At 33.7% G+C, this 23,124-nt stretch carries 23 protein-coding genes; 17 read left to right on the top strand and 6 right to left on the bottom strand.

Annotated elements, in window-relative coordinates; genetic code table 11:
• Nucleotides 1–63 precede the first annotated feature (63 nt).
• From TD18_RS15620 to TD18_RS15570, 12 genes are all read left to right on the top strand, one after another.
• A complete protein-coding gene (locus TD18_RS15620) occupies nucleotides 64–732 on the top strand; it encodes an SCO family protein (RefSeq protein WP_040254493.1) in 669 nt (222 codons plus the stop codon).
• Between the two features lie 72 nt (nucleotides 733–804).
• Nucleotides 805–1,038 carry a FeoA family protein gene (locus TD18_RS15615; RefSeq protein WP_040254491.1) on the top strand — a complete coding sequence of 78 codons (234 nt, stop codon included), beginning with the start codon at nucleotides 805–807 and terminating at the stop codon, nucleotides 1,036–1,038.
• A complete protein-coding gene (gene feoB / locus TD18_RS15610; RefSeq protein WP_040254489.1) occupies nucleotides 1,031–3,130 on the top strand; it encodes a ferrous iron transport protein B in 2,100 nt (699 codons plus the stop codon). Before TD18_RS15615 ends, feoB begins: the two co-directional genes overlap by 8 nt.
• A 1-nt stretch (nucleotide 3,131) precedes the next feature.
• Nucleotides 3,132–3,272, top strand: a complete 141-nt coding sequence (locus tag TD18_RS17135) for a FeoB-associated Cys-rich membrane protein (protein ID WP_152611400.1) — start codon at nucleotides 3,132–3,134, stop codon at nucleotides 3,270–3,272.
• 530 nt (nucleotides 3,273–3,802) lie between these two features.
• Nucleotides 3,803–4,204: a hypothetical protein gene (locus tag TD18_RS15605; RefSeq protein WP_241480687.1), complete on the top strand. Its 402-nt coding sequence runs from the start codon at nucleotides 3,803–3,805 to the stop codon at nucleotides 4,202–4,204.
• A 72-nt stretch (nucleotides 4,205–4,276) separates the two neighbouring features.
• Nucleotides 4,277–8,608, top strand: coding sequence for a CusA/CzcA family heavy metal efflux RND transporter (locus tag TD18_RS15600; RefSeq protein WP_040254486.1), 4,332 nt, complete (start codon nucleotides 4,277–4,279; stop codon nucleotides 8,606–8,608).
• A 10-nt stretch (nucleotides 8,609–8,618) separates the two neighbouring features.
• A complete protein-coding gene (locus TD18_RS15595) occupies nucleotides 8,619–9,755 on the top strand; it encodes an efflux RND transporter periplasmic adaptor subunit (RefSeq protein ID WP_040254485.1) in 1,137 nt (378 codons plus the stop codon).
• A 97-nt stretch (nucleotides 9,756–9,852) separates the two neighbouring features.
• The gene (locus TD18_RS15590) at nucleotides 9,853–10,509 is read left to right on the top strand and encodes a metal-dependent transcriptional regulator (protein WP_040254483.1); all 657 of its coding nucleotides are present in this window, start codon (nucleotides 9,853–9,855) and stop codon (nucleotides 10,507–10,509) included.
• The gene (locus TD18_RS15585; RefSeq protein ID WP_052461220.1) at nucleotides 10,499–11,452 is read left to right on the top strand and encodes a metal ABC transporter solute-binding protein, Zn/Mn family; all 954 of its coding nucleotides are present in this window, start codon (nucleotides 10,499–10,501) and stop codon (nucleotides 11,450–11,452) included. The genes TD18_RS15590 and TD18_RS15585 overlap by 11 nt, the downstream gene beginning before the upstream one ends.
• A gap of 90 nt (nucleotides 11,453–11,542) precedes the next feature.
• Entirely contained in the window at nucleotides 11,543–12,277 is a 735-nt protein-coding gene (locus TD18_RS15580; RefSeq protein WP_040254481.1) for a metal ABC transporter ATP-binding protein, read from the top strand.
• A 151-nt stretch (nucleotides 12,278–12,428) separates the two neighbouring features.
• Nucleotides 12,429–13,556, top strand: coding sequence for a metal ABC transporter permease (locus TD18_RS15575; protein ID WP_040254479.1), 1,128 nt, complete (start codon nucleotides 12,429–12,431; stop codon nucleotides 13,554–13,556).
• Nucleotides 13,549–14,709: a metal ABC transporter permease gene (locus tag TD18_RS15570; RefSeq protein WP_040254477.1), complete on the top strand. Its 1,161-nt coding sequence runs from the start codon at nucleotides 13,549–13,551 to the stop codon at nucleotides 14,707–14,709. The genes TD18_RS15575 and TD18_RS15570 overlap by 8 nt, the downstream gene beginning before the upstream one ends.
• A gap of 1 nt (nucleotide 14,710) precedes the next feature.
• On the opposite strand, the gene TD18_RS15565 is transcribed toward TD18_RS15570, so the two are convergent.
• Both TD18_RS15565 and TD18_RS15560 read right to left on the bottom strand, forming a co-directional pair.
• On the bottom strand, nucleotides 14,711–15,127 hold the full coding sequence (locus TD18_RS15565; protein ID WP_040254475.1) for a hypothetical protein: 417 nt from the start codon (nucleotides 15,125–15,127) through the stop codon (nucleotides 14,711–14,713).
• Between the two features lie 52 nt (nucleotides 15,128–15,179).
• Nucleotides 15,180–15,503 (bottom strand): TraR/DksA family transcriptional regulator, encoded by a 324-nt coding sequence (locus tag TD18_RS15560; RefSeq protein WP_040254473.1) that lies wholly within the window; start codon nucleotides 15,501–15,503, stop codon nucleotides 15,180–15,182.
• Between the two features lie 89 nt (nucleotides 15,504–15,592).
• Here TD18_RS15560 and TD18_RS17250 point away from each other — a divergent pair, with 89 nt between their 5' ends.
• Nucleotides 15,593–15,742: a hypothetical protein gene (locus tag TD18_RS17250; RefSeq protein WP_160289476.1), complete on the top strand. Its 150-nt coding sequence runs from the start codon at nucleotides 15,593–15,595 to the stop codon at nucleotides 15,740–15,742.
• Here TD18_RS17250 and TD18_RS15555 read toward each other — a convergent pair.
• Nucleotides 15,739–16,530 (bottom strand): TerB family tellurite resistance protein, encoded by a 792-nt coding sequence (locus TD18_RS15555; protein ID WP_040254471.1) that lies wholly within the window; start codon nucleotides 16,528–16,530, stop codon nucleotides 15,739–15,741. The two genes, TD18_RS17250 and TD18_RS15555, sit on opposite strands and share 4 nt — an antisense overlap.
• Before the next feature lie 185 nt (nucleotides 16,531–16,715).
• Between TD18_RS15555 and TD18_RS15550 the strand changes: the two genes are divergently transcribed.
• From TD18_RS15550 to TD18_RS15540, 3 genes are all read left to right on the top strand, one after another.
• Entirely contained in the window at nucleotides 16,716–17,126 is a 411-nt protein-coding gene (locus TD18_RS15550) for a BrxA/BrxB family bacilliredoxin (protein ID WP_040254470.1), read from the top strand.
• An 84-nt stretch (nucleotides 17,127–17,210) separates the two neighbouring features.
• Nucleotides 17,211–17,954 carry a lysophospholipid acyltransferase family protein gene (locus TD18_RS15545; protein ID WP_040254468.1) on the top strand — a complete coding sequence of 248 codons (744 nt, stop codon included), beginning with the start codon at nucleotides 17,211–17,213 and terminating at the stop codon, nucleotides 17,952–17,954.
• Entirely contained in the window at nucleotides 17,951–18,610 is a 660-nt protein-coding gene (locus TD18_RS15540) for an HD domain-containing protein (protein WP_040254466.1), read from the top strand. The genes TD18_RS15545 and TD18_RS15540 overlap by 4 nt, the downstream gene beginning before the upstream one ends.
• Nucleotides 18,611–18,620: 10 nt before the next feature.
• Here TD18_RS15540 and TD18_RS15535 read toward each other — a convergent pair whose 3' ends face one another.
• Nucleotides 18,621–19,493 (bottom strand): AraC family transcriptional regulator, encoded by an 873-nt coding sequence (locus TD18_RS15535; protein WP_040254464.1) that lies wholly within the window; start codon nucleotides 19,491–19,493, stop codon nucleotides 18,621–18,623.
• A 201-nt stretch (nucleotides 19,494–19,694) separates the two neighbouring features.
• Here TD18_RS15535 and TD18_RS15530 point away from each other — a divergent pair, with 201 nt between their 5' ends.
• Nucleotides 19,695–20,279: a hypothetical protein gene (locus TD18_RS15530; protein WP_152611399.1), complete on the top strand. Its 585-nt coding sequence runs from the start codon at nucleotides 19,695–19,697 to the stop codon at nucleotides 20,277–20,279.
• 54 nt (nucleotides 20,280–20,333) lie between these two features.
• Here the strand turns inward: TD18_RS15530 and TD18_RS15525 are convergent, their stop codons facing one another.
• Nucleotides 20,334–21,407 carry a PA0069 family radical SAM protein gene (locus TD18_RS15525; protein WP_040254460.1) on the bottom strand — a complete coding sequence of 358 codons (1,074 nt, stop codon included), beginning with the start codon at nucleotides 21,405–21,407 and terminating at the stop codon, nucleotides 20,334–20,336.
• Between the two features lie 117 nt (nucleotides 21,408–21,524).
• Nucleotides 21,525–23,123: a hypothetical protein gene (locus TD18_RS15520; RefSeq protein ID WP_152611398.1), complete on the bottom strand. Its 1,599-nt coding sequence runs from the start codon at nucleotides 23,121–23,123 to the stop codon at nucleotides 21,525–21,527.
• Nucleotide 23,124: the final 1 nt, after the last annotated feature.

Here is a 23,124-nt window from a genome sequence, read left to right as displayed (position 1 = left end):
TCTATCGTATTTTTGCATTCAAAACTTCTGGTACTTCTATCGTTAAAGCCTTAAAAATCTGTTATGTTAAGATATTTTAAACAACTTAAGTTCTTCTTTATAGTCCTAGCTTTTGTGTCTGGTATTATTATTTATCTCATCTATTCAGCATTAGACAATGAAAACCCATTACCTATTTATCAACCAAATAGAATAGATGCCTCACTTGTTGATAGCACCATTCAGCACAAAAAGAAATACCATACCATAGCCGATTTCAAATTGCTTAATCAAAATGGAGATACTATCACACAGGATACCTATGAAGATAAAATTTATGTGGCTGACTTCTTTTTTACCACATGCCAAACGATTTGTCCGATAATGACCGATCAAATGCATCGCATTCAAGAAGAAATCAAAAATGATGATGACGTGATGTTACTATCACATTCTGTAACACCTGAAGTAGATTCTGTGGCACAATTGAAACGCTATGCCATTGAAAAAGGTGTTGACGATAGTAAATGGAATCTGGTTACTGGCGACCGTAAACAAATTTATGATTTGGCAAGAAAATCATATTTAGTAGTAAAAGATGATGATTCTGAAGATTATGGCATGGTGCATACCGAAAATTTTGCCCTTATTGATAAAGACAAACAAATAAGAGGTATTTATAATGGCGTTAGTCCAACTTCTGTTGATTCATTACTTCAAGATATTAGGCGACTAAAAAAGGAATATGAATAGTTTTATCCTAACAATTTCTTCACAACGATTTTTTGACTTATTTTTGCTTCTTTAAAATCAATCTAAATAAGCTTGCAGGTAACATTAGCAGATATAAAACGAGGTCAACAAGCCATCATTACTGATGTTTCCTCAATTCACATTCCTCTTAAACTATTAGAAATGGGTTGTTTGCCTGGTAATTTAGTGGAACTTGTACAAGTTGCGCCTTTTGCAGATCCGATGTATTTAAATATTAATGGAACGCATTTAGCCATCAGAAAAGAAACTGCTATTCACATTTTAATCGATATTACTAATGGCTAAACAAATTAATGTTGCGCTTATTGGAAATCCGAATACAGGAAAAACATCTGTTTTCAATGCCTTAACTGGTTTAAATCAAAAAGTTGGGAATTATCCTGGCATTACTGTCGAAAAAAAAGAAGGTGTTTGTAAATTGCCCAGAGGTGTAAAGGCTCATATCATTGATCTCCCTGGAACCTACAGCTTAAATGCGTCTTCTTTAGATGAAAATGTTGTAATTGAATTATTACTCAATAAAAATGATAAAGATTTTCCAGATGTAGCCGTTGTTGTTAGTGATGTTGAAAATTTAAAACGTAATCTGCTTCTTTTTACCCAAATAAAAGATTTAGAGATACCAACGATTCTGGCAATTAATATGTCTGATCGAATGAAATACAAAGGCATTCAGTTAGATATTCCACTTTTAGAAAAAGAGTTGCAAACTAAAATTGCGCTTATCAGTACTAGAAAAAACAAAGGAATTGATGAACTTAAAGAACTGATTATAAATTATAAAGAGCTTTCAGTAAAGCCTTGTGTAAATGCTTCTGAAATTGATCCCAATTATTTTGATAATCTTCGAAAAGCGTTTCCTAATCAATTACTATACAAACTTTGGCTAGTCATTACACAGGACGTTAACTTCGGAAAAACAGATCGAAACGAAGTCGATGCCATTAATAGTTTTAAAACGAAAAGTAAAGCGGACTTAAAACGATTACAGCAAAAGGAAACCATAAAACGTTATCAATTTATTAACAGTACGCTTAAAAAAGGACATACAATCGATTTGAAATCGGCAAAAGATTTACGAATTCAACTCGATAGAATTTTAACCCATAAGGTTTGGGGATACCTGATTTTCTTTATTATTTTACTAACCATTTTTCAAGCTATTTATGTTTGGTCGAGTGTTCCAATGGACCTTATAGACACAGCGTTTGCTTTCTTAAGTGAATGGACAAAAAATAGTTTGCCACAAGGTGCATTTACGAATTTGATTGCTGAAGGAATTATTCCTGGTTTGGGTGGTATTGTAATATTTATACCTCAAATCGCTTTCCTATTCTTATTCATTAGTGTTTTAGAGGAAAGTGGTTACATGAGTCGTGTCGTTTTCTTAATGGATCGCATTATGAGACGTTTTGGTTTAAGTGGAAAAAGTGTCGTCCCTTTAATTTCAGGAACTGCATGTGCCATACCAGCTATTATGGCAACTCGAAATATTGAAAGCTGGAAAGAGCGTTTGATTACTATTTTAGTAACGCCATTTACGACCTGCTCTGCAAGACTTCCTGTGTATCTCATTATTATTTCTTTAGTTATACCTGAAGGAAAATTTATTGGTTTAGACTATCAGGCGCTCACCTTGATGCTTTTATATTTGATTGGATTTGGAACTGCTATTTTTTCAGCTTGGTTATTAAACAAAATACTTAAAATTAAGAGTAAAACCTTTTTTGTAGTTGAAATGCCAAACTATAAATTACCATTATTTAAAAATGTGGTGCTAACAGTGATTGAAAAAACAAAGTCTTTCGTTTTTGGTGCCGGAAAAATTATTTTAGCAATTTCAATTGTCTTGTGGTTTTTAGCCTCTTATGGTCCAGGCGATGACTTTAATAACGCAGAAAGTATTGTTACAACAGCTTATGCTTCTGAAAATTTATCTTCTGAAGAATTACAACAAAAAATAGCTTCTCATAAACTCGAACATTCTTTTATTGGAATCGCTGGCCATGCTATTGAACCTGCAATTCGACCTTTGGGTTATGATTGGAAAATTGGAATAGCCATAGTAAGTTCGTTTGCTGCAAGAGAAGTCTTCGTTGGAACCTTAGCTACTATTTATAGTGTAGGAAATGATGAAGAGGAAACCATCAAAAATCGAATGGCTGGAGAGGTAAATCCAATTTTAGGTGGACCATTGTTTAATTTTGCCAGTGGAATTTCACTTCTTTTATTTTATGCCTTCGCAATGCAATGTATGAGTACTTTAGCTATTGTAAAACGCGAAACCAATAGCTGGAAGTGGCCAACCTTACAACTTGTAATCATGAGTGGATTTGCTTATATTGTTGCTTTAATCGCTTTTCAAGTCTTAAAATAATATGAACAATTTAATTCAAAACATACTTGTATTTTCTGCTTTGAGTATCGCCATAGTGTTTTTGGTTCGTAAGTTCATTTGGAAACCTAGAAAAGTTTCAACTAAGGCTTGTGGAGGAGACGATGGTTGTGGCTGTCACTAATCCTTTATGTCATTTATCTTAATTTTAATCGCGTTTTATTTTGATTTCAAATCGAATAAAACCTCATTCCTATCAGATCTAAAAGGAGGTTTGTTTGTTGTACTTGTTTTTATAATCAACGCAATATTCCTGAAATCCTTCTTAAGACTTCATTTTTAAATGTTATTTTTATAATTGGAATTGAAATTATTCTACTATTTGCTGTCAAAGCATTAATTCAGACAACAAAGCACTAATTAAACTTTTTAAGTCAAGCCTAGGTAGGTGCAACCTTACTCACTAAATTACTAAGTTTTTTTTTGTGAACCCTTGAGATGCATTAGAGGAAATTTGTCGATCTGAAGCCATTCTAAAACAAAAACATCTAAAGCTTGAAACGGAAAGTTTTCGGTCTGATCTGAAATGAGTAGAATCTTTAAAAAGAAAAAAAGCGATTCCTGAGGAGAGTATTTAAATTAAAATGTGAAATTACTCAAAACTTAGTAAAATTGCTTTTTATCTATTTCATAGATTTTTTTCATAACTTTGTTATGATGAGTAAATTAATAGCCATATTGTTATCAACTCTTATTCTTACTCAAAGTTTAAGAGTAGACTATGACGACATCGTTCAAATAGATGACCTAATTGAGCATGCTCAATATCACAAAGCTGAATATGGTGACAATTTTTTTGTGTTTATTTCAAAGCATTATGGTGAACTTAAAGAAGATCACAGTAAAAATCATCAGGAAGAACAAAAAGATCATGAGCAATTACCTTTTCAATGCCATGACCATATCGTAACCATCACAGCTTTTGTGTTGCATAAATGCTTCTTAGAAATTGAATCGGTTGAATTACTTGAACTCAAAGACAACCGTTTTCATTACCAATCTTCTATATCAAGTTTACACAAAAAAGGACTCCTCCAACCTCCAAAACACGCATAATTCATTTTAGTTCGTCGTTGTATCTGTCAACTTATTTCTTAATGAGTTGTCGCTCACTTTATCAAATGAATTATGTTATCTCATATTATAAAATTTAGTCTGCGGAATAAATTTATCATTCTGCTATTTACACTTTTTGTGATTGGTTTCGGATTGTATTCGCTATCACAAATCCCAATTGGCGCAGTTCCTGATGTCACCAATAATCAAGTTCAAGTCATTACAACATCCCGCAATCTATCCACTCAGGATATGGAGCAATTTATTACCTATCCTGTTGAATTGGAAATGGCGAATCTTCCAGGTGTTCAGGAAATTCGATCGGTATCGAAATTTGGATTATCAGTCGTCACTATTGTTTTTGACGATGATATAGGCACCTATCTACCACGACAGCTTATTGCGGAAAAAATAAAATCGGCTTCAGAAAAAATTCCAGAAGGTTTCGGCACTCCAGAAATGGGACCTATCACAACTGGCTTGGGAGAAATCTATCAATACATCCTTGATGTTGAACCCGAATTTAAAGATGATTATACAGCTCAGGATCTTCGTACCATTCAAGATTGGATTGTGAAACGTCAGTTATCTGGAATACCTGGTGTTGTTGAAGTGAATACTTGGGGAGGTTTTTTAAAACAATACGAAGTCGCCATCAATTCCCAGAAACTCAATGCGATGACCATTACTGCTCAAGAGGTGTTTACAGCTCTTGAAAATAATAATAGTGTTGCTGGAGGTGGTTACATAGAAAAAGTGAATCAAGCCTATTTTATTCGTGGTGATGGATTGGTAAACAGTCTGCAAGATATTGAAAACATTGTCATTAAAACCAATGATGGTGTTCCTGTTTATGTTAAGGATGTGGCTTCAGTGGGTTTTGGAAATGCCACACGATTTGGTGCCATTACAGGAAATGGTGAAGGCGAAAAAGTACTAGGTCAGGTTATGATGCTCAAAGGCGCAAACTCTAAACAAGTTATTGAAGCTGTTAAAGCACGTGTAGCCTCTATCTCTAAATCGTTACCAAAAGGAGTGTATATCAATGCATTTCTTGACCGAAGTGAACTTATTGGCAAAACAACATTTACAGTTACTGAAAACCTCATACTGGGATGCCTCATTGTAATTTTTGTGGTGGTATTACTATTAGGAAACTGGCGATCTGGATTGGTTGTGGCCTCTGTAATTCCACTTTGTTTATTGTTTGCTTTGTCTCTAATGTATCTTTTTGGTGTCGATGCCAATTTGATGAGTTTAGGTGCTATTGACTTCGGAATTATTATCGATGGAGCTGTAATCATTGTTGAATTTATAGCCTATCGAATTACCAAAAATCATGAAAAACTTGCTGGTTTAAAATCTGAAGAATTACAATCCTATAAAGATGACATCACCTTTGATGGTGCATCAAAAATGATGAATTCAGCAATATTTGGTCAGCTAATCATTCTCATTGTATTCATCCCTATTCTGTCTTTAAGTGGTGTTGAAGGTAAAATGTTTAAACCTATGGCGTTGACTTTCAGCTTTGCTTTGATTGGAGCGATGATATTTTGCTTTACCTATGTTCCTGTTGCAGCTTCCCTGTTTCTCAAACCTTCAAAACCTTCAGAAAAAAATATTTCCGTTCGACTAATGCGATGGCTAAACCAATTGTATGAACCAACAATTCACTGGGCTTTACAAAGTAAAAAACTGGTTGTAGGACTTTCAATTCTACTTCTGAGTTTTTCAATTTATTTATTTGCAAAAATGGGTGGCGAATTTGTACCAACACTAGATGAAGGGGATTTTGTCATCCAGCCCGTTTTAAAAACAGGAACGTCATTAAGTAATACGGTAGAGATTACAACCAAAATAGAAAACATTTTATTAGACCAATTTCCTGAGGTGAAACAAGTGGTTACCAGAATTGGTGCTGCAGAAGTTCCCACAGATCCGATGTCTATGGAAGAAAGTGATGTCATTATTGTACTCAAACCTAAAAATGAATGGGTTTCGGCGTCATCAAAAGATGAATTGGCTGATAAATTTAAAGACGCTTTAGCTGTAATTCCAGGTATGGAAGTAGAATTCACCCAACCAATAGAAATGCGTTTTAATGAATTGATTACAGGTGTTAGAGCAGATATTGCCATTAAACTTTTTGGGGAAGATTTAGATATTCTTTCTAAAAAAGGTAGCGAAATAAAAGCTCTCATTGAAGATGTTGATGGAGCTGCTGATGTTTCCGTAGAAAAAATTGACGGATTACCACAAATGAGCGTCAAATACAATCGGGACAAAATAGCACGTTACGGATTGAACATTCAAGACCTTAATGCCATGCTATCTATGGGCTTTGCAGGACGAACTGTAGGACAAGTTTTTGAAGGCGAAAAACGTTTTGACCTTGTGGTTCGTTTAGAGTCTTCAAAACGTCAAGACATCGATAATATAAAAAATCTCTATGTCGATTTGCCTAATGGTGGAAAGATTCCTTTGAGCGAACTGGCATCTATTACCTACGAAAAAGGAGCCGCAAAAATATCGAGAGATGATACCAGAAGACGAATTGTAGTCGGAATTAATGTGCGAAATCGAGATTTAGAATCTGTAGTTAATGATGTGCGAAAATTAATTGATACACATATAAAACTACCTGTTGGATACACCATAACGTATGGTGGTCAATTTGAAAATTTGCAGAATGCTAAATCCCGTTTATTAATTGCTGTACCAATTGCTTTAATCCTAATATTTATAATGCTATACTTTGCCTTCAACTCGATTAAAGAAGCGCTTCTTATTTATTCTGCTATACCTTTATCTGCAGTAGGAGGCGTCTTGTTATTATGGTTTAGAGATATGCCGTTTAGTATTTCTGCTGGTGTTGGCTTTATCGCACTCTTCGGAATAGCAGTGCTTAACGGAATTGTTCTTATAGAACATTTTAAAGAACTAAAAAAAGAAGGGTTTAAGGATATGGAAACACTCATCAAACAGGGTACAAAAGACCGTTTAAGAGCAGTACTTTTAACAGCATCAGCTGCAGCTCTTGGATTCTTACCTATGGCTATTTCTACCAATGCTGGAGCTGAAGTTCAAAGACCACTAGCAACAGTTGTCATAGGCGGATTAATCACAGCGACTTTACTTACCATGATTGTATTACCTGTATTGTATTCGTATTTTATGAATGCCAATTCAAAAAAAATTAAGCTGGGTAAAAACAAACAATTAGGAGTCATCATCATTTTGGTTTTATTTTCAACAATGTCATTTGCTCAGCAGAAATCAGTCATTTTAGACGAATTGATTTCAATAGCTATTGAAAATAATTCAGGACTAAAAGCTGATCAATTAAAAGTCGAACAATCAGACGTTCTTATTTCAACAGCTTTTGATTTTGATAAAACGGAAGTGTATTATTCTTATGATGAAAATAACTTAGCTTTCAACAACAAACCTCTTGATGTTTTAGGAATACAACAGGGATTCAAATTTCCAACGGTTTATTTTGCTGGTAAAAAAATGAATTCTGCAAGCTATGATTTGGAAGTCTCCAGTTACGCTATTCGAGAAAAAACATTAAAACGCAAAGTTACCTCTGGCTACTATCAATATCTGTATGCCAAAGAAAAAGCACAGGTTATGGCTAGTCTGGACAGTTTGTATGAAAACTTTGCCGCTATTGCTATAAGACGCTTTGAATTAGGAGAAACCAATTATTTGGAGAAAATTACTGCACAGTCGAAACAAAAGCAAATTAGTCTGAGTCTATCTCAGGCTCAACAAGAACTCAAAGTCGCTTATGCACTTTTAGAAGCTATAATTCAAAGTGATGATACTTTAGCTATTGTTCCTGAGCCACTCACTAAAATTCCACTAGATGTAACTGATATAACTATGAGCCCAGAAATGGACTATTATAAGCGGAAAATCTCCTTAGTTGAAGCACAGCGCAAGTATCAAAAACAAGAATTGCTTCCAGACCTCAGTCTTAATTATTTTCAAGGTACCAATTCTGGGATCAACTCCAACTTAATAGGTTATCAGTTTGGATTAAAAATTCCTTTACTTTTTAATGCGCAATCGTCTCGTATAAAATCATCTAAAATAGCAATTGATATTGCCGAAGAAGAATCACAAAATTTTGAAATTAACTACAATACCAGATATCAAGAATTGATTTTAGAACTCGAACAATTTGAAAAAGCTCTGGCTTACTTTGAACAGGAAGGAGATGCCATGGCTCACGAAATTCTAAAAACAGCTAATAGCAGTTTTAAGAATGGTGAAATTGATTTCTACCAATATATTTTAAGTGTTGAGAATGCTTACGACATACAAATTAATCACTTAGAACACCTTAATAACTACAATCAAATCGTAATAAAAATTAATTATTTAACCTTTTAAAATCAACGTTATGAAACGTATTACATATATAGCATGCTCGACATTAATTCTTCTGTTTTTTACGAATTGTAAAGATTCTGAAAACACAACAGATGCTATTATTTCAGAACAAGAAGATAACCGAATTCAAGTTTCAAAAGTTCAGTTTAATCAAAATAACATGGCTTTAGCGACAATAGAAAATAAGTCGGTTCCTGTAAAAATTTCAGTAAATGGAATGATTGATGTTCCACCTGAAAATAAAGCTGTAGTGAATTCAACTGTTGGTGGTTATATAAAAACAACACCATTTTTAGAAGGTGATATTGTAAAAAAAGGGCAAGCTTTAGTTACACTAGAAAATCCTGAATTTATAACCATGCAACAAGAATACATGGAAGTGAAAGAACAATTGAATTATTTAAAAGCTGAATATGATCGCCAACAAACCATGTTGGATGAAAACATAACCTCTCAAAAAAGTTTCTTAAGAGCGGAAAGCTCCTATAAAACGGCGTTGGCAACCTACAACGGACTCAAAAAGCAATTGGTCATGCTTAACATCTCTCCTGCAAGTGTTGAAAAAGGCAACATTTCTTCTGTCGTAACTCTTTATGCTCCAATTAGTGGAAGCATTTCAAAGGTAAATGTTACCAGAGGAACTTACGTTTCACCAGCAACATCCATTATTGAAATTATTGACAACTCACACATACATTTGGAGTTATCTGTTTTTGAAAAAGACATTATGAATGTTAAAAAAGGACAAAAAATAACATTTAAAATTCCTGAAGCTTCAGAAAACACCTTTCAAGGTGAGGTTCATCTGGTTGGAACCACAATCAGTGAAAATAGAACGATAAAAGTCCATGGTCATCCAATTGATGATTCCAATTCATTTTTAACAGGAATGTTTGTTAATGCTGATATCATCACTGCTGAAAAAGAAGCTCATGTTTTACCTGAATCGGCAATTATCGAAATTGAAAACAATTATTATGTTTTAGTCTTAAATGAAACAACAGAAACGGATTATTATTTTAGTCAGATAAAGGTAAACATTGGTAATACTGTAAATGGCTATACAGAAGTTTCAGAAAACAGTGAGATTAAAGCAAGAGATCAACTCTTGATTAAAGGGGCATTTAACCTCATTGGAATTGATTAGGTCAGTCTAAGAAAAATAAAAATTGCATTAATAAAATTTTTAGTTACTTTTGTTTAAAATTTAAGTAAGCTTAAAAATTAATTAAAGCATTCATAACATGTCTGTAGCCGTAGAGAATTTTGTAAAAGCGATTTACAACAATGACAAGCATGATATTAAAGACACCAAACCAGGCAATATCGCTAAGCAATTGGGTATTTCCAATCCTGCAGCTACTGATATGGCAAAAAAGCTAGCCGCAAAAGATTTACTACACTACGAAAAGTATCAGGCACTTCAGTTGACAGAAAAAGGTAAAAAAATGGCACTAAACGTGGTGCGTAAACATCGCCTTTGGGAAGCCTTTTTATTTAAAATGTTTGATTTGTCCCTTCACGACATTCATCGCGAAGCAGAATTATTAGAGCACCAAACATCTGACTTGCTTGCAGAAAAAATCAGTGAATATTTAGGACATCCAAAATTTGATCCTCATGGTGATCCTATTCCAAATGCTAACGGAGAGATTACAACCAAAGACACCTCCATCGCTCTTGCTGAAGCAGAAGAGGGAAAAACATTTACAATTGCCAGATTAATGAGCGACGATAAGGAGTTCTTTGAGTTTTGTGCTCAAAATGATATCAAATATCGAAATACATTAACTGTTTCTAAACAGTTTAGCGGAGCTAAAATGACTCAAATAGCGATTGGGCTGAACACGATTGTTTTAAATGAAGACTTCACTAAAATTATTTATGTTGATGAACACTAAAATCTCTCAGATTGAATATGGACAAAAAATTTCACGAATTACTCTTTTCGTCTTTGTCGTTTTAATATCAGTTTTTAATTGCAAAAATAACACACCTTCCAACGGAAAACTTAATGTGGTAACGACAACCACGATGATTACAGATTTGGTAAAAAATATTGGTGGTGATGATGTCAATATTGAAGGTTTAATGGGAAGTGGTGTAGATCCTCACTTGTATAAAGCCAGTGAAGGCGATGTGGCTAAACTGGTCAAAGCAGATATTATTTTTTACAACGGATTACATCTTGAAGGGAAACTTGTAGAGGTTTTTGAAAAAATGGGAAGCAAAACCAAAACACCAATAGCCCTAGGAGAAGAGTTAGATAAGAACACCTTAATTGGCTCAGACTATTTTGCGTCTAATTTCGATCCACACGTTTGGTTCGATATCGAATACTTCAAACAATTTGCTAAAAAAGTAACTGAAGTGCTTTCAGAAAAAGATCCTAAACATGCAGAAAACTATAAGGAAAATGAAACGGCTTACCTCAATAAATTAGAAGTGCTTCAATCAAAATTAAAAGGTATCATTGAAACCCTTCCAAAGGATAAAAGAATTTTGGTAACAGCACACGATGCGTTTAATTACTTCGGAAAAGCTTTCAATTTTGAAGTGGTTGGGTTGCAAGGTTTATCAACAGCAACCGAAGCTGGAGTGCAAGATGTTCAGAAACTATCAGCATTTATCATTGAAAAAAACATCAAAGCTATTTTTGTAGAAAGTTCGGTGCCAAAACGAACTATTGAGGCTTTACAGGCTGCTGTAAAATCTAAAGGTCATGAGGTTGAAATAGGTGGCACTTTATACTCTGATGCTTTAGGAAATGCAGGAACTGCTGAAGGCACTTACATTGGAATGTTTGAATACAATGTCAAAACCATTGTTAATGCATTGAAGTAGAAGTTGACATGTCATTCAGAGCGAAGCGAAGAATCTAAAAAGATTCTTCAGTCGGTACCTCGTTCTGAATGAAAAAAAAAAAAAAAATACATGACTAAAATTGCAGTTCAAATAGATGATTTAACAGTTGCATATAACTATAAACCTGTGCTTTGGGATATTGATTTAGAAATTCCGGAAGGCGTGCTTATGGCTATTGTAGGTCCGAATGGCGCTGGAAAATCAACTCTCATTAAAGCTATATTGGGTATTCTAAAACCTATTGCCGGAAGTGTTTCCATTTATGGAAAGTCTTACAAAAAGCAACGGTCTTTAGTTGCTTATGTGCCTCAGAAAGGCAGCGTCGATTGGGATTTCCCTACAACGGCACTTGATGTCGTTTTAATGGGAACTTACGGAAGTTTAGGATGGATAAAGCGTCCAACACAAAAAGAAAAAAAAGCAGCTCTTGAAGCACTAGAAAAAGTTGGCATGCTTCCATTTAAAAACAGACAAATTAGTCAGCTTTCCGGAGGACAACAACAGCGTATATTTTTGGCCAGAGCCTTAGTGCAAGATGCTTCCATCTATTTTATGGATGAACCCTTTCAAGGTGTTGATGCAACTACTGAAATTGCAATCATCAATATTTTAAAAGAATTACGAAAAGCAGGCAAAACGGTTATCGTTGTACATCACGATTTACAAACAGTTCCCGAATATTTTGATTGGGTGACCTTTTTGAATGTTAAAAAAATAGCCACTGGTCCTGTTAAAGACATTTTTAATGATGATAATTTAACTAAAACGTATGGCATTAATTATAAGGTAAGTATCCAAGAGTGACAAATTCCTGCAAAGGCAGAAATCTCGTAATCAAAAAATCAAAAGTCAATAAATATAACCTAATCATAAAAAGACATATTATTTAAAAAAATATAGTTAGACATAAGAAAAATGCAAAACGTTGGATGAGATTCCTGCGTTCGCAGGAATAATGGACTTAAAAGACTACATACAACTTGTTTTCAGTGATTACACCTTGCGAACCATCACACTAGGAACGGCTATTTTAGGAGTAGTTACTGGTATGTTAGGGAGCTTTGCTGTACTCAGAAAACAAAGCCTTTTGGGTGATGCTATTTCTCATGCAGCTTTACCAGGAATTGCTATTGCGTTTCTCATCACTGGTGCAAAAGACAGCAATACCTTATTACTAGGAGCCTTAGTAAGCGGCTTGATTGGAACCTTTTGGATTAGAGGAATTATTACAAAAACACATCTTAAATCGGATACAGCTCTAGGACTCATTTTATCTTTATTCTTTGGCTTCGGAATGTTATTGCTTACATTCATACAAAAGCAACCTAATGCTAATCAGGCTGGACTGGATAAATATTTATTCGGACAAGCAGCAACGCTTATTGAAAGTGATGTTTGGCTTATGGCTATTGTTACTGGAGTTTGCCTCTTTGTGCTTCTACTGTTTTGGAAAGAATTCAAAATCTTATTATTTGATAAAGACTATGCTAAAACCCTTGGCTTTAACACTAAAACTATTGACATTTTAATCACAAGTTTTATTGTTTTAGCCATCGTACTAGGACTTCAAACTGTTGGTGTTGTATTAATGAGTGCTATGTTGTTAGCTCCTGCCGCTGCCGCACGACAATGGACAAACAGCCTTGCAAAAATGGTCTTTCTTGCAGCGTTATTTGGAGCATTTTCTGGGGTTTTCGGAACTGCCATTAGTGCTAGTCAAAACAACCTTTCAACTGGACCAGTTATTGTTTTAGTAGCTGCTGTATTTGTGTTTGTTTCGTTTGTGTTTTCTCCTACACGTGGATTGCTTTTTAAACAAATCCGTTTTATCAAAAACAGACGCGATTTAGAATTGCATAAAACACTGGCATTTATGTATCATATTGCTGAAACACATGAAAATATTGCGCATCCTCATGAAATTAAAATCCTGAATAATTTTCAAGGTTTTACAAAAGGGACTTTAAAAAAACTTGTTGAAAAAAACTATGTAACACTAAAAGGAACGACTTGGAGTTTAACAGCTGAAGGTTTTGAATCCGCTTCAAATTTATATAATCAATCCAACAAAAAAGATGAGTAGTGCACAACTGGAAATACAAATAATTGCGAGTTTAGTAGCTATTGCTTGTGCAATTCCAGGTACATTTTTAGTACTTCGGAAAATGGCTATGATAAGTGACGCGATTAGTCATTCTATATTACCAGGAATTGTTATTGGTTTTTTTATAACTCAGGATTTAAATTCACCTTTGTTAATTCTGCTGGCTGCAATTACTGGAGTGATTACTGTGGTTTTGGTAGAATACATTCAAAAAACTGGTTTAGTAAAAGAAGATACAGCTATCGGTTTAGTTTTTCCTGTACTATTTAGTATTGGTGTGATTATGATTGCTAAAAATGCTAATGATGTACATCTCGATATTGATGCTGTGTTGCTTGGTGAATTAGCCTTTGCACCATTTGATCGATTGCTAATTTCTGGAGTAGATGTTGGTCCGAAATCACTTTGGATTATAGGAAGTATTCTCTTCATAACAATCGTGTTACTCGTTGCCTTTTTCAAAGAACTGAAACTAAGTACGTTTGATAAAGGTTTAGCTGCTTCATTAGGCTTTTCGCCAGTAATTATTCATTACGGATTGATGTCTGTTTCTTCAATAACGACAGTTGGTGCGTTTGATGCTGTTGGAGCTATTCTGGTTGTAGCGCTTATGATTGCTCCTGCTGCAGCTGCTTACTTACTAACTACAGACCTTAAAAAAATGCTTATTCTATCTGTTGTTTTTGGCGTATTTAGTGCTATTTCTGGCTATTGGTTTGCACATTGGCTAGATGCTTCAATTGCAGGATCTATTACGACAATGTTAGGTGTTTTATTCTTAGCGGTATATTTATTTGCACCAAGCAAAGGCATTATTGCTGTAATGTATAGAGAAAAACAACAACGTACAGAGGTATCGTTATTGACCTTTCTTCTACATTTAAAAAATCATGATGATGAGCGTGAACGTCATGTGAATCATTTAAACGAACACATCAACTGGCAAAAAGTACGTTCTAAAACAGTTTTAGATTTAGCTTTAAAAAACAATATGATTAGGATTGATAATAAGATTGTTTCACTTACCACTAAAGGTGATGAATTTACAACGCAAGCCATTGATTATATTATGACCAATGAAGATTCTCAGATTGAAGACATGAAAGAAGATTTCTTCTTATTTAGAGGGTGATTTATTGTTTGACTAGCTTCATTCCTGAAATCCAAAAAATGTCAGATTCATAGAAGCTAAGGGCTGTTTCAATGTCTCGATTGGATTTATCTCTAGGCGATTTAGTGATAAATCTTGCTTTCGTTCCATTAAAATCTAAAGTGAATTTATCATCTAAATCTGAGGTTTCAGAAAAAAAAGAAATCACCTTTTTATCTTGAGTCCAAGTACCTTTTCCATAAATATGCTTTTCTGGCGGAATTCCTTGATCATGTCTTTCAAAATTATAAAATTCAAAAGTGCCATCAGCGCTCAATGTTAAGGTCCTTTGCAATTCTGCATTTGTAGCATATACTGTTAATTGATACATGCCTGAAACGTCCTGTGCATTTAGAATAATAGAACTTAGAACAAATAAAAAGGATAATAGAAATTTCATTGTAGTCGAATTGGTTAATGATATCTTTTGCAGCAAAACTTATACCAACTTGTTATCGAGCACAATTCACACAAAGCAAACTTTCTGGTCTAATGAGAATTCGTCCCAAAGGAATAGCTTGCTTGCATTTTAAACAGATTCCAAAGTCATTACCATCTATCTTCGAAAGTACAATTTTTAATGTCTTTAGTTTGTGTTCAGCTTGTCTTAAAGACGCTTCATTGATGGTTTTATTATTGATAGCATCCATTCTGCTAACACGACCAATAGCATCATTTGGAGCAATGGGTTGAGTTAATTCTTTATAATGAATTATCGAGGCTTCTGTTTTAGAAATCTCATCGAGTATCGTCTGTTTTACTTGTGCTTTATCCAAAACGTATAATTAAGTAATTCATCTAAAATAAGCGATTAACATGAAAGTTTTGCTTTTCTTGCCGATTATTATGTCCTGAAACGAATCATATGGAACTCATTGAATACATGACAGGTAAAGGCGGAATCATGATTCTTGGCCTTATTGCTGTTGCTCTATTTGTATATAGAAAGTATAAAGAAAAACGTTATTTTAAAGATGTTGAGAAACGCATAAATAACAGAAATCAGAATAATTAAAACCCTCGTTCTTTCTGTAACTGCTCGTAAGCTTTTTGAACTTGCCTGAATTTTTCTTCAGCACCTTGTTGGTGTTCCTTCCCTAAATGAATCACCTTATCTGGATGGTATTTTTTAGCCATTTGTCGGTAGGCTTTCTTAATTTCATCATCGGTCGCACTTTTAGTAATCTCTAAAATTTTGTAAGCATTATCACTACTATCGTAGAACATGGCTTTTATACTTTCATAATCACGAGAACTTACACCTAAATAACCACAAATGGTATAAATTTGTTTAACCTCAACTTCGGTCACCATCCCATCTGCTTTTGCTATTCCGAAGAGAAAATGAACCAGTTGTAAACGTGAGGCATGATCCATCATTTGCTTAATCTGTAAACACACCTGACGCGTAGGAATTTGTTGTTTACTTATATTTTTAAACAAGCGAAAAGCGTGATTGGCTCGTTCTTTCCCATACATACTTACAAACTGTTGCCTTACGTAATCTAATTCCTTTTGATCTTGAATACCATCAGCTTTTATCACCACTGAAGCCAAAATAAGTAAGCTCACTTCAAAGTCTCCAGATTGCGTTTGAGGTCGTTGTGGTTGCCTGTCATAATTAGGCGTTTTGCGATAGCTTCCTCCAGATCGTTTTCTGGTTGTTTGTCCATCACCTAATAAAAAGCCACCTTGCTGAGCTGTATTATCAATTAAACTTCCTATTGCCAATCCTATAATTGCTCCAATTGGTCCACCAAAAGACCAACCTATAGCTCCACCAATCCATTTTGCAAAACTCATGTATGTGTTTTATTTTTAATTAAGCCAAATATACTACAGTTAGTCTTTTTTTAATATCATTTGTTACTGAATTTACATATAGAAAACCTAAATGGCAACATTGAAACTGCTAACTAAAGACCGAAGCCTACACTTTTATTTTACGTATCTTTGCAGTCTAAATATTAATTTAAACATTTAAATATATGTATCCAGCAGAATTAGTAAAACCAATGCGTGAGGATTTAACCAAGGTTGGTTTTGAAGAATTACATACATCAGAAGCTGTTGAAACTGCATTAGCCAAAGAAGGTACAACCTTAGTTGTTGTAAATTCTGTATGTGGTTGTGCTGCAGCGAATGCTCGTCCGGGAGCAAGAATGAGTTTACAAAACGCTAAGCGTCCAGATCATATTGTCACTGTTTTTGCAGGAGTTGACAAAGAAGCTGTTGATGCAGCAAGAGCACATATGGTTCCGTTTCCTCCAAGTTCGCCAAGTATGGCTTTATTTAAAGATGGAGAATTGGTACACATGTTAGAACGTCATCATATTGAAGGTCGACCAGCAGAATTAATTGCTGAAAATCTTATGGATGCTTACAACGATCATTGCTAGAAAAAGTAAAATTGCTACAGAATTAAAACCACGATTAAGTCGTGGTTTTTTTGTGTATTATTGACATTGAATTACATTTGCTTCATGAGAAAATTACTGGCTTATCCACTAACGGTTTTGTATTTGATTGTGTTTGGAATGACCTTACTCATTTTTCATCCCATACAATGGATTTGTTTTAATCTATTTGGTTATCAAGCTCATAAAAAGAGTGTTGATTTACTTCAGTTATGCTTAGTACGATGCTTACATATATTAGGCACTCGTTTTACATGGAACAATCTGCATAACATTCCTAAAAACATACCTTTAATTATTGTTTCCAATCATCAAAGCATGTACGATATTTCACCAATTATGTGGTACATGAGGCAACACCATATTAAGTTTGTTAGTAAAAAAGAACTCGGAAAAGGGATTCCAAGTGTGTCCTATAATTTACGTCATGGTGGCTCTGTATTAATCGATCGGAAAAATCCACGTCAAGCCTTACCTGCAATGCTTGAATTTGGAAGCTATATCGAAAAGCATAATCGTGCAGCTGTTATTTTTCCTGAAGGCACTCGCAGTAAAGATGGTCATCCAAAACCGTTTAAAGTTAAAGGATTACAGTTGCTGTTTAAGAACGTACCTTCCGCATTAGTGGTTCCTATAACAGTAAATAATTCATGGAAAATGTTACGCTACGGGAAATTTCCAATGGGAATTGGCAACCACCTGACATTTACGGTTCATAAACCCATAGCATTAAGCTCAGTAGAAGATCATTCAACACTTATAAAAGATATTGAACAGACCATTACTAAGGCTATAATTTTAGATAAATGACGAAAGCGCAACTCAACCATATTCGATTAACTGAAGATTTTGTAAAACAAACTTCAGAATCTGCTGAAGGCGGTCATGACTGGTTTCACATTGAACGGGTTTATAAAAACGCATTACTCATCTCTAAAGATGAACGTGTAGATGATTATATTGTCGCTCTTGGAGCATTGTTACATGATATTGCAGATAGTAAGTTTTACAATGGTGATGATAGCATTGGTCCACGAAAAGCTCGGGAATTTTTATTAAAAATTAATGTGGATTCTGAAGTCATTGAACATGTTGCTAATATTATTGAAAACGTTTCTTTTAAAGGCGGAAATGAAGCTCAAACATTTTCTTCTATGGAGCTGAATGTTGTACAAGATGCAGATCGACTTGATGCACTTGGTGCAATTGGAATTGCTCGAACCTTTAATTATGGTGGCTATAAAAACCGTAAGTTATATGATCCTAAAATACAACCCGAATTACATATGACTAAAGACGTTTATAAAGCTTCTACTGCGCCAACAATTAATCATTTTTACGAAAAATTACTCCTCTTAAAAGATAGAATGAAAACCAAAACAGGACGACAAATAGCATTGAGCAGACATCACTATATGGAAGTATTTTTGAAACAGTTTTATGCTGAATGGAATGGAGAAAAATAAGTTAAACCTCCTATTGAACCATTAATTTTAATTCGCTTCTATATTTTGAAGCACTTTTCCCTGTAAATTCTTTGAATAACTTATTGAAGTGAGAAAAATTGTTAAAACCACACTCAAAACTCACATCAGTAATACTTAACTGACTTTCAGATAATAATTTTGTGGCATGTACAACGCGATATTCGTTTACCAGCTTTGTAAATGTTTTTCCAGTAACTTTTTTAAAATATCTACAAAATGCAGGAACTGTCATACTTACTTTATCTGCAATTTCATCTAAGGTGATGTGCTGTGTGAAATTTTCATTCACATGCTTGAAAATGATATCAATCTTAGCACTGTCCTGTGGTTCTGTTTCAAAAGCAAATCCATCGGCATTTAAAATTGTGTAGTCTTTAGATTTTGCTAAACCATGTAAGATTTCAAGTAGAATCAATATTTTCTTAAAGCCTTCCTTTTCTGAAAGTTTCTCAATTTTCTGTCCCATCTTCTTTTTAGTTTTCACACCAAAGAGGATGCCGCTTTTAGCACGTTCAAATAAATTGCTGATGCCTTCCATCTCTGGAACATCAAAAAAATGTGTTCCAAGAAATTCTGGTCTAAACTGAACAACCGTTTCACTACCATTTATGGTAAGTCGGTCTGTAAATCCATTGTGAGGTAAATTTGCTCCAATAAGCAACAACTGACTGTTATTAAAGTACGACAAATGATTTCCAATATGACGCTTCCCTTTTCCTTTGTTTACATAAACCAATTCAAGCTCTGGATGAAAATGCCAAAACGGTTTCTTCTCTCCCATATAAGCTTCATGCTTAATCACTTTGATAGAACTTCCAAATCCTGGACTTATTTTTTCTAATGTTGGTTTTCTTATAATCATCTCAACTAATTCACTTTTACAAATCTAACTGTAAATAAAAATCCAAATGTATGTATAATTACCAAAAATATATACATAATTAACCTTAAGCTAAGATAAAACAGAAATCAGTGTTAATTTAGAACACATATATGCTAAAATGATTGTTTTCTAAACATTAAAACTGCCATAAATTTGTACTGTAAATCATTAAACCCAATTATGATGAAAACAATAAACAAAATCACACTAGTAGTATTAATGTTAAGTACAACATTAAGTTACGCAGGAAAAAAAGAAAAGGATAATGCAAAGGCATTTGCTAAATCTATTTTAGTTGAATTTGTTAATGCCAAAAAAGGACAAAAACTATTGGTAAAAAATGAGCATGGATTAATTCTTCACTCAGAAACTTTAAAAAATAGTGGAGACTTATCGAAAGCATTCAACTTAAATCAACTTGAAGATGGTAAATACACTATTGAGCTGGAAAAAGATTACGAGATTATCATTAAGCCTGTTGAGATAAAAAATAACATATTGACTTTTCTACAGAATAAAGAAATTAAAATCTTTAAACCATTAGTGAGACATAACAAAAATAAGCTCTTAATTTCTCAGTTATCTCTTTCTTCAGTGCCTGTAAAAGTAGAAATTTTCTATGAAGATGAACTTATTTATTCTGAAACTATTAATGATGAGAAAACAATAAATCGCGTTTATAAACTCCAAAATGAACAATTTGGAAATTATCATGCTATTGTTAAATCTGACAACAGATCATACATAGAATATTTTAAACTTTAAAGGATCATTTAATTCCGACAAAAAAAGGCTGCTAAAATTAGTAGCCTTTTTCATTTAAAACAGCCTAAGTTGTGTGCTCTTACATCCTTCATGCAATGTTGTATTAACCGTTGGCATCGCTTTATCTTTGAAATATTTCATGCGCGCCAATTTCACTAAATCATTAATTTGTTTTGCTATTTCGCCTTCACCACGCATTCGTGTTCCAAATCTGGAATCATTGAGGGTTCCACCATGGCAATTTTCAATTTGATGCAAAACTTTTTCAGCTCGATCTGGTAATGTCTTATAGATCCAGTCAGTGAAAATCTCTCCAATAACACCATTTAATCTCACAATAGTATGAGCGATACTCAATGCACCAGCTTCGGATACTGCTTTTGCTAAAGGCAGAATTTCGTGGCTATTGATGGACGGAATTATTGGTGCCAACATGACATTTACTGGAATACCATTTTCACTCAATACTTTAACCGTTTCCAATCTTTTTTTAATGGTCGCTGTTCTCGGTTCTAGAATACGTCTTGTTGGTTCAGAAAGGGACGTAACAGATATATTTACGCTAATCAAATTATCTTTTGCTAACGCTTTAATAATGTCTAAGTCACGAAGTATTAATGTATTTTTTGTAATGATGCCTACTGGATGTTTGTATTTTAAAAATACCTCTAAGCATTGTCTTGTTATTTCAAATGTTTTTTCAGCTGGCTGATAACAGTCAGTATTTCCCGACATCACTATTGGGAAAGCTTGCCAGCTTTTACGCTTGATAAAAGCTTCCAATAATTTCGGAGCGTCTTTTTTAATAAGAATCCTTCGTTCAAAATCTAATCCAGCACTTAAACCCCAAAACTCATGACTATTCCTAGCATAACAATACACACAACCATGTTCACAACCTTGATACATATTCATAGAATAGGCCATTCCAACATCTGGACTAGCAACTTTATTGACAATGGTCTTTGGAAAAACAGGTAAGTAAAGCGTTTTATTTTTATCGGCTTCTTCGCCTTCTTTAGCACAATATTCTAAAAAATCATCACGCTGTTCATGACTTAGTTCAAAAAAACGATTGTGAATATTTTGTTGAGCTCCACGACCTTTTGTAATTGATTTTTTAAACATATTTTATAATTTTTTGTAAAATTACAAAATTTAATATAGCATTGCATCTATTGCGTTCGGTATTATGAATAAAAAAGCGACTCAGTAAGTCGCTTTTTTTAAACGTTTATATAATTTTTAAAATGTGAGTTTTAAGACTTGTTTGTCTTTTTTCTTATTACCTTCAAATAGAATACTATTACCATCTTCAGACATGACACCATACTTTGTTTTATAGGTCATTTTAGAATCTTTGTCATCAACTATGATATCATAATTAAATGTTCCGTCAGGCTGGATTTCAATCACATAAAGATTTAATTTTTTTACCTTTTTTTGTTTGAATTGAATTCTGTCATCCTTCAATTTCTTAACATCATCGGCTCCATTTAAAAAGATGTACATATTCCCATTTACAACTGTAGAAGAAAAAGATAAATAGCTAGATAAGCCTCCCGATGTTGCTTGTCGTTTATTTATAGTTCTTATCCATTGTAATTCTCCAGAACTATCGAGCTTACATGCATATATATCATCGTAATGTAACACTGTATAAGTTCGCATTGAACCATTAGTTCCCATGGAAGTGTGCGTTGTAATATAAAACTCTTCCGCATTGAAATAAATGTCCCCATTTTGATCAACAATAAAATCTCTGTAGGTTAGAAAAGGCAATTCCTTTTCTTTTTTCTTTTTCCTTTTACCTTTTTTCTCACCATATTTATCAATCATAAATTGCTCAGTAAATTCATTGAACGTCGTATTTTCTATGTTTAAAGTTTCAGAATTTAATTTAAAATAACAAATCCCTTTATAATCATCTGAATCCTTGTCTGAATAAGACCCTAAAGTATAAAGTTTATCACCATCAAGTAAGATACTCATCGATTGTATGTAATGATTTTCAGTATTAAAAACACTACTTGAAGCACCTGATGCACTTACTTTATATACGATATAATTGTAATTAATTTCGCCTTTAACTTTATCTCTAAACGAGTCATTTTTATAGGCTTTTCCTAAATAGTATACCGAGCCATCAATATCACTGACAGAAAATGAGTTATACTGAAAATATTTATCTCTAATATCTTCCTTTATCGTTTCATCAATGACTTTTTCCCAGTTACTATTGTAAACTATGATTTGATGTGTTTCATTTTTGTCGTCTTTAATATCGAAGTTAAAGGCTATAAACTCATTATTAGTTGAGACTTGAACTTCGCCTGTTGGATCATGATCTATTTGACCCATATTAGAAATGGGAATAAAACCTATCCCAACAAAGAATGGTTTCTTGACATCTTTTCGATCTATCGAAAATAATTTTTTATCAGAGAATTGTAGTTTTGATGGATCAGCCGTCAATATATAATAATCGTTGGTCTTATCGTCTTTATTCTTTCTGTACTCGATGATGTTGACCTGATTATCTTTTATAAAAATATTCTTAATGCCACTATCGTCCATTTCCATTTCAGTGTTCGCTAAAAGATTAAGATTTTCATCATAATATTCTAAATAATACCCTTTAGGCATTCTCATAAGGCCACCAAAAAATTGTCTGACGATCAAAACTCCGCCATCATCATTGCTACAACTAAAAACAAGCTCAGAATGTTTCTTTTTATCTTTAGTAATAACACTTTTTTGAATTTTAATTTGGTCTGTTTGTCCAGAGACAAAAAATGATGTACATAGCATACTTGCTATGAATAATTTAAAAATGAATTGCATG

The sequence above is a fragment of the Psychroserpens mesophilus genome (assembly GCF_000826645.1).
GTDB lineage: Bacteria > Bacteroidota > Bacteroidia > Flavobacteriales > Flavobacteriaceae > Psychroserpens > Psychroserpens mesophilus.
This window is presented reverse-complemented; position numbering and strand designations above follow the sequence as displayed.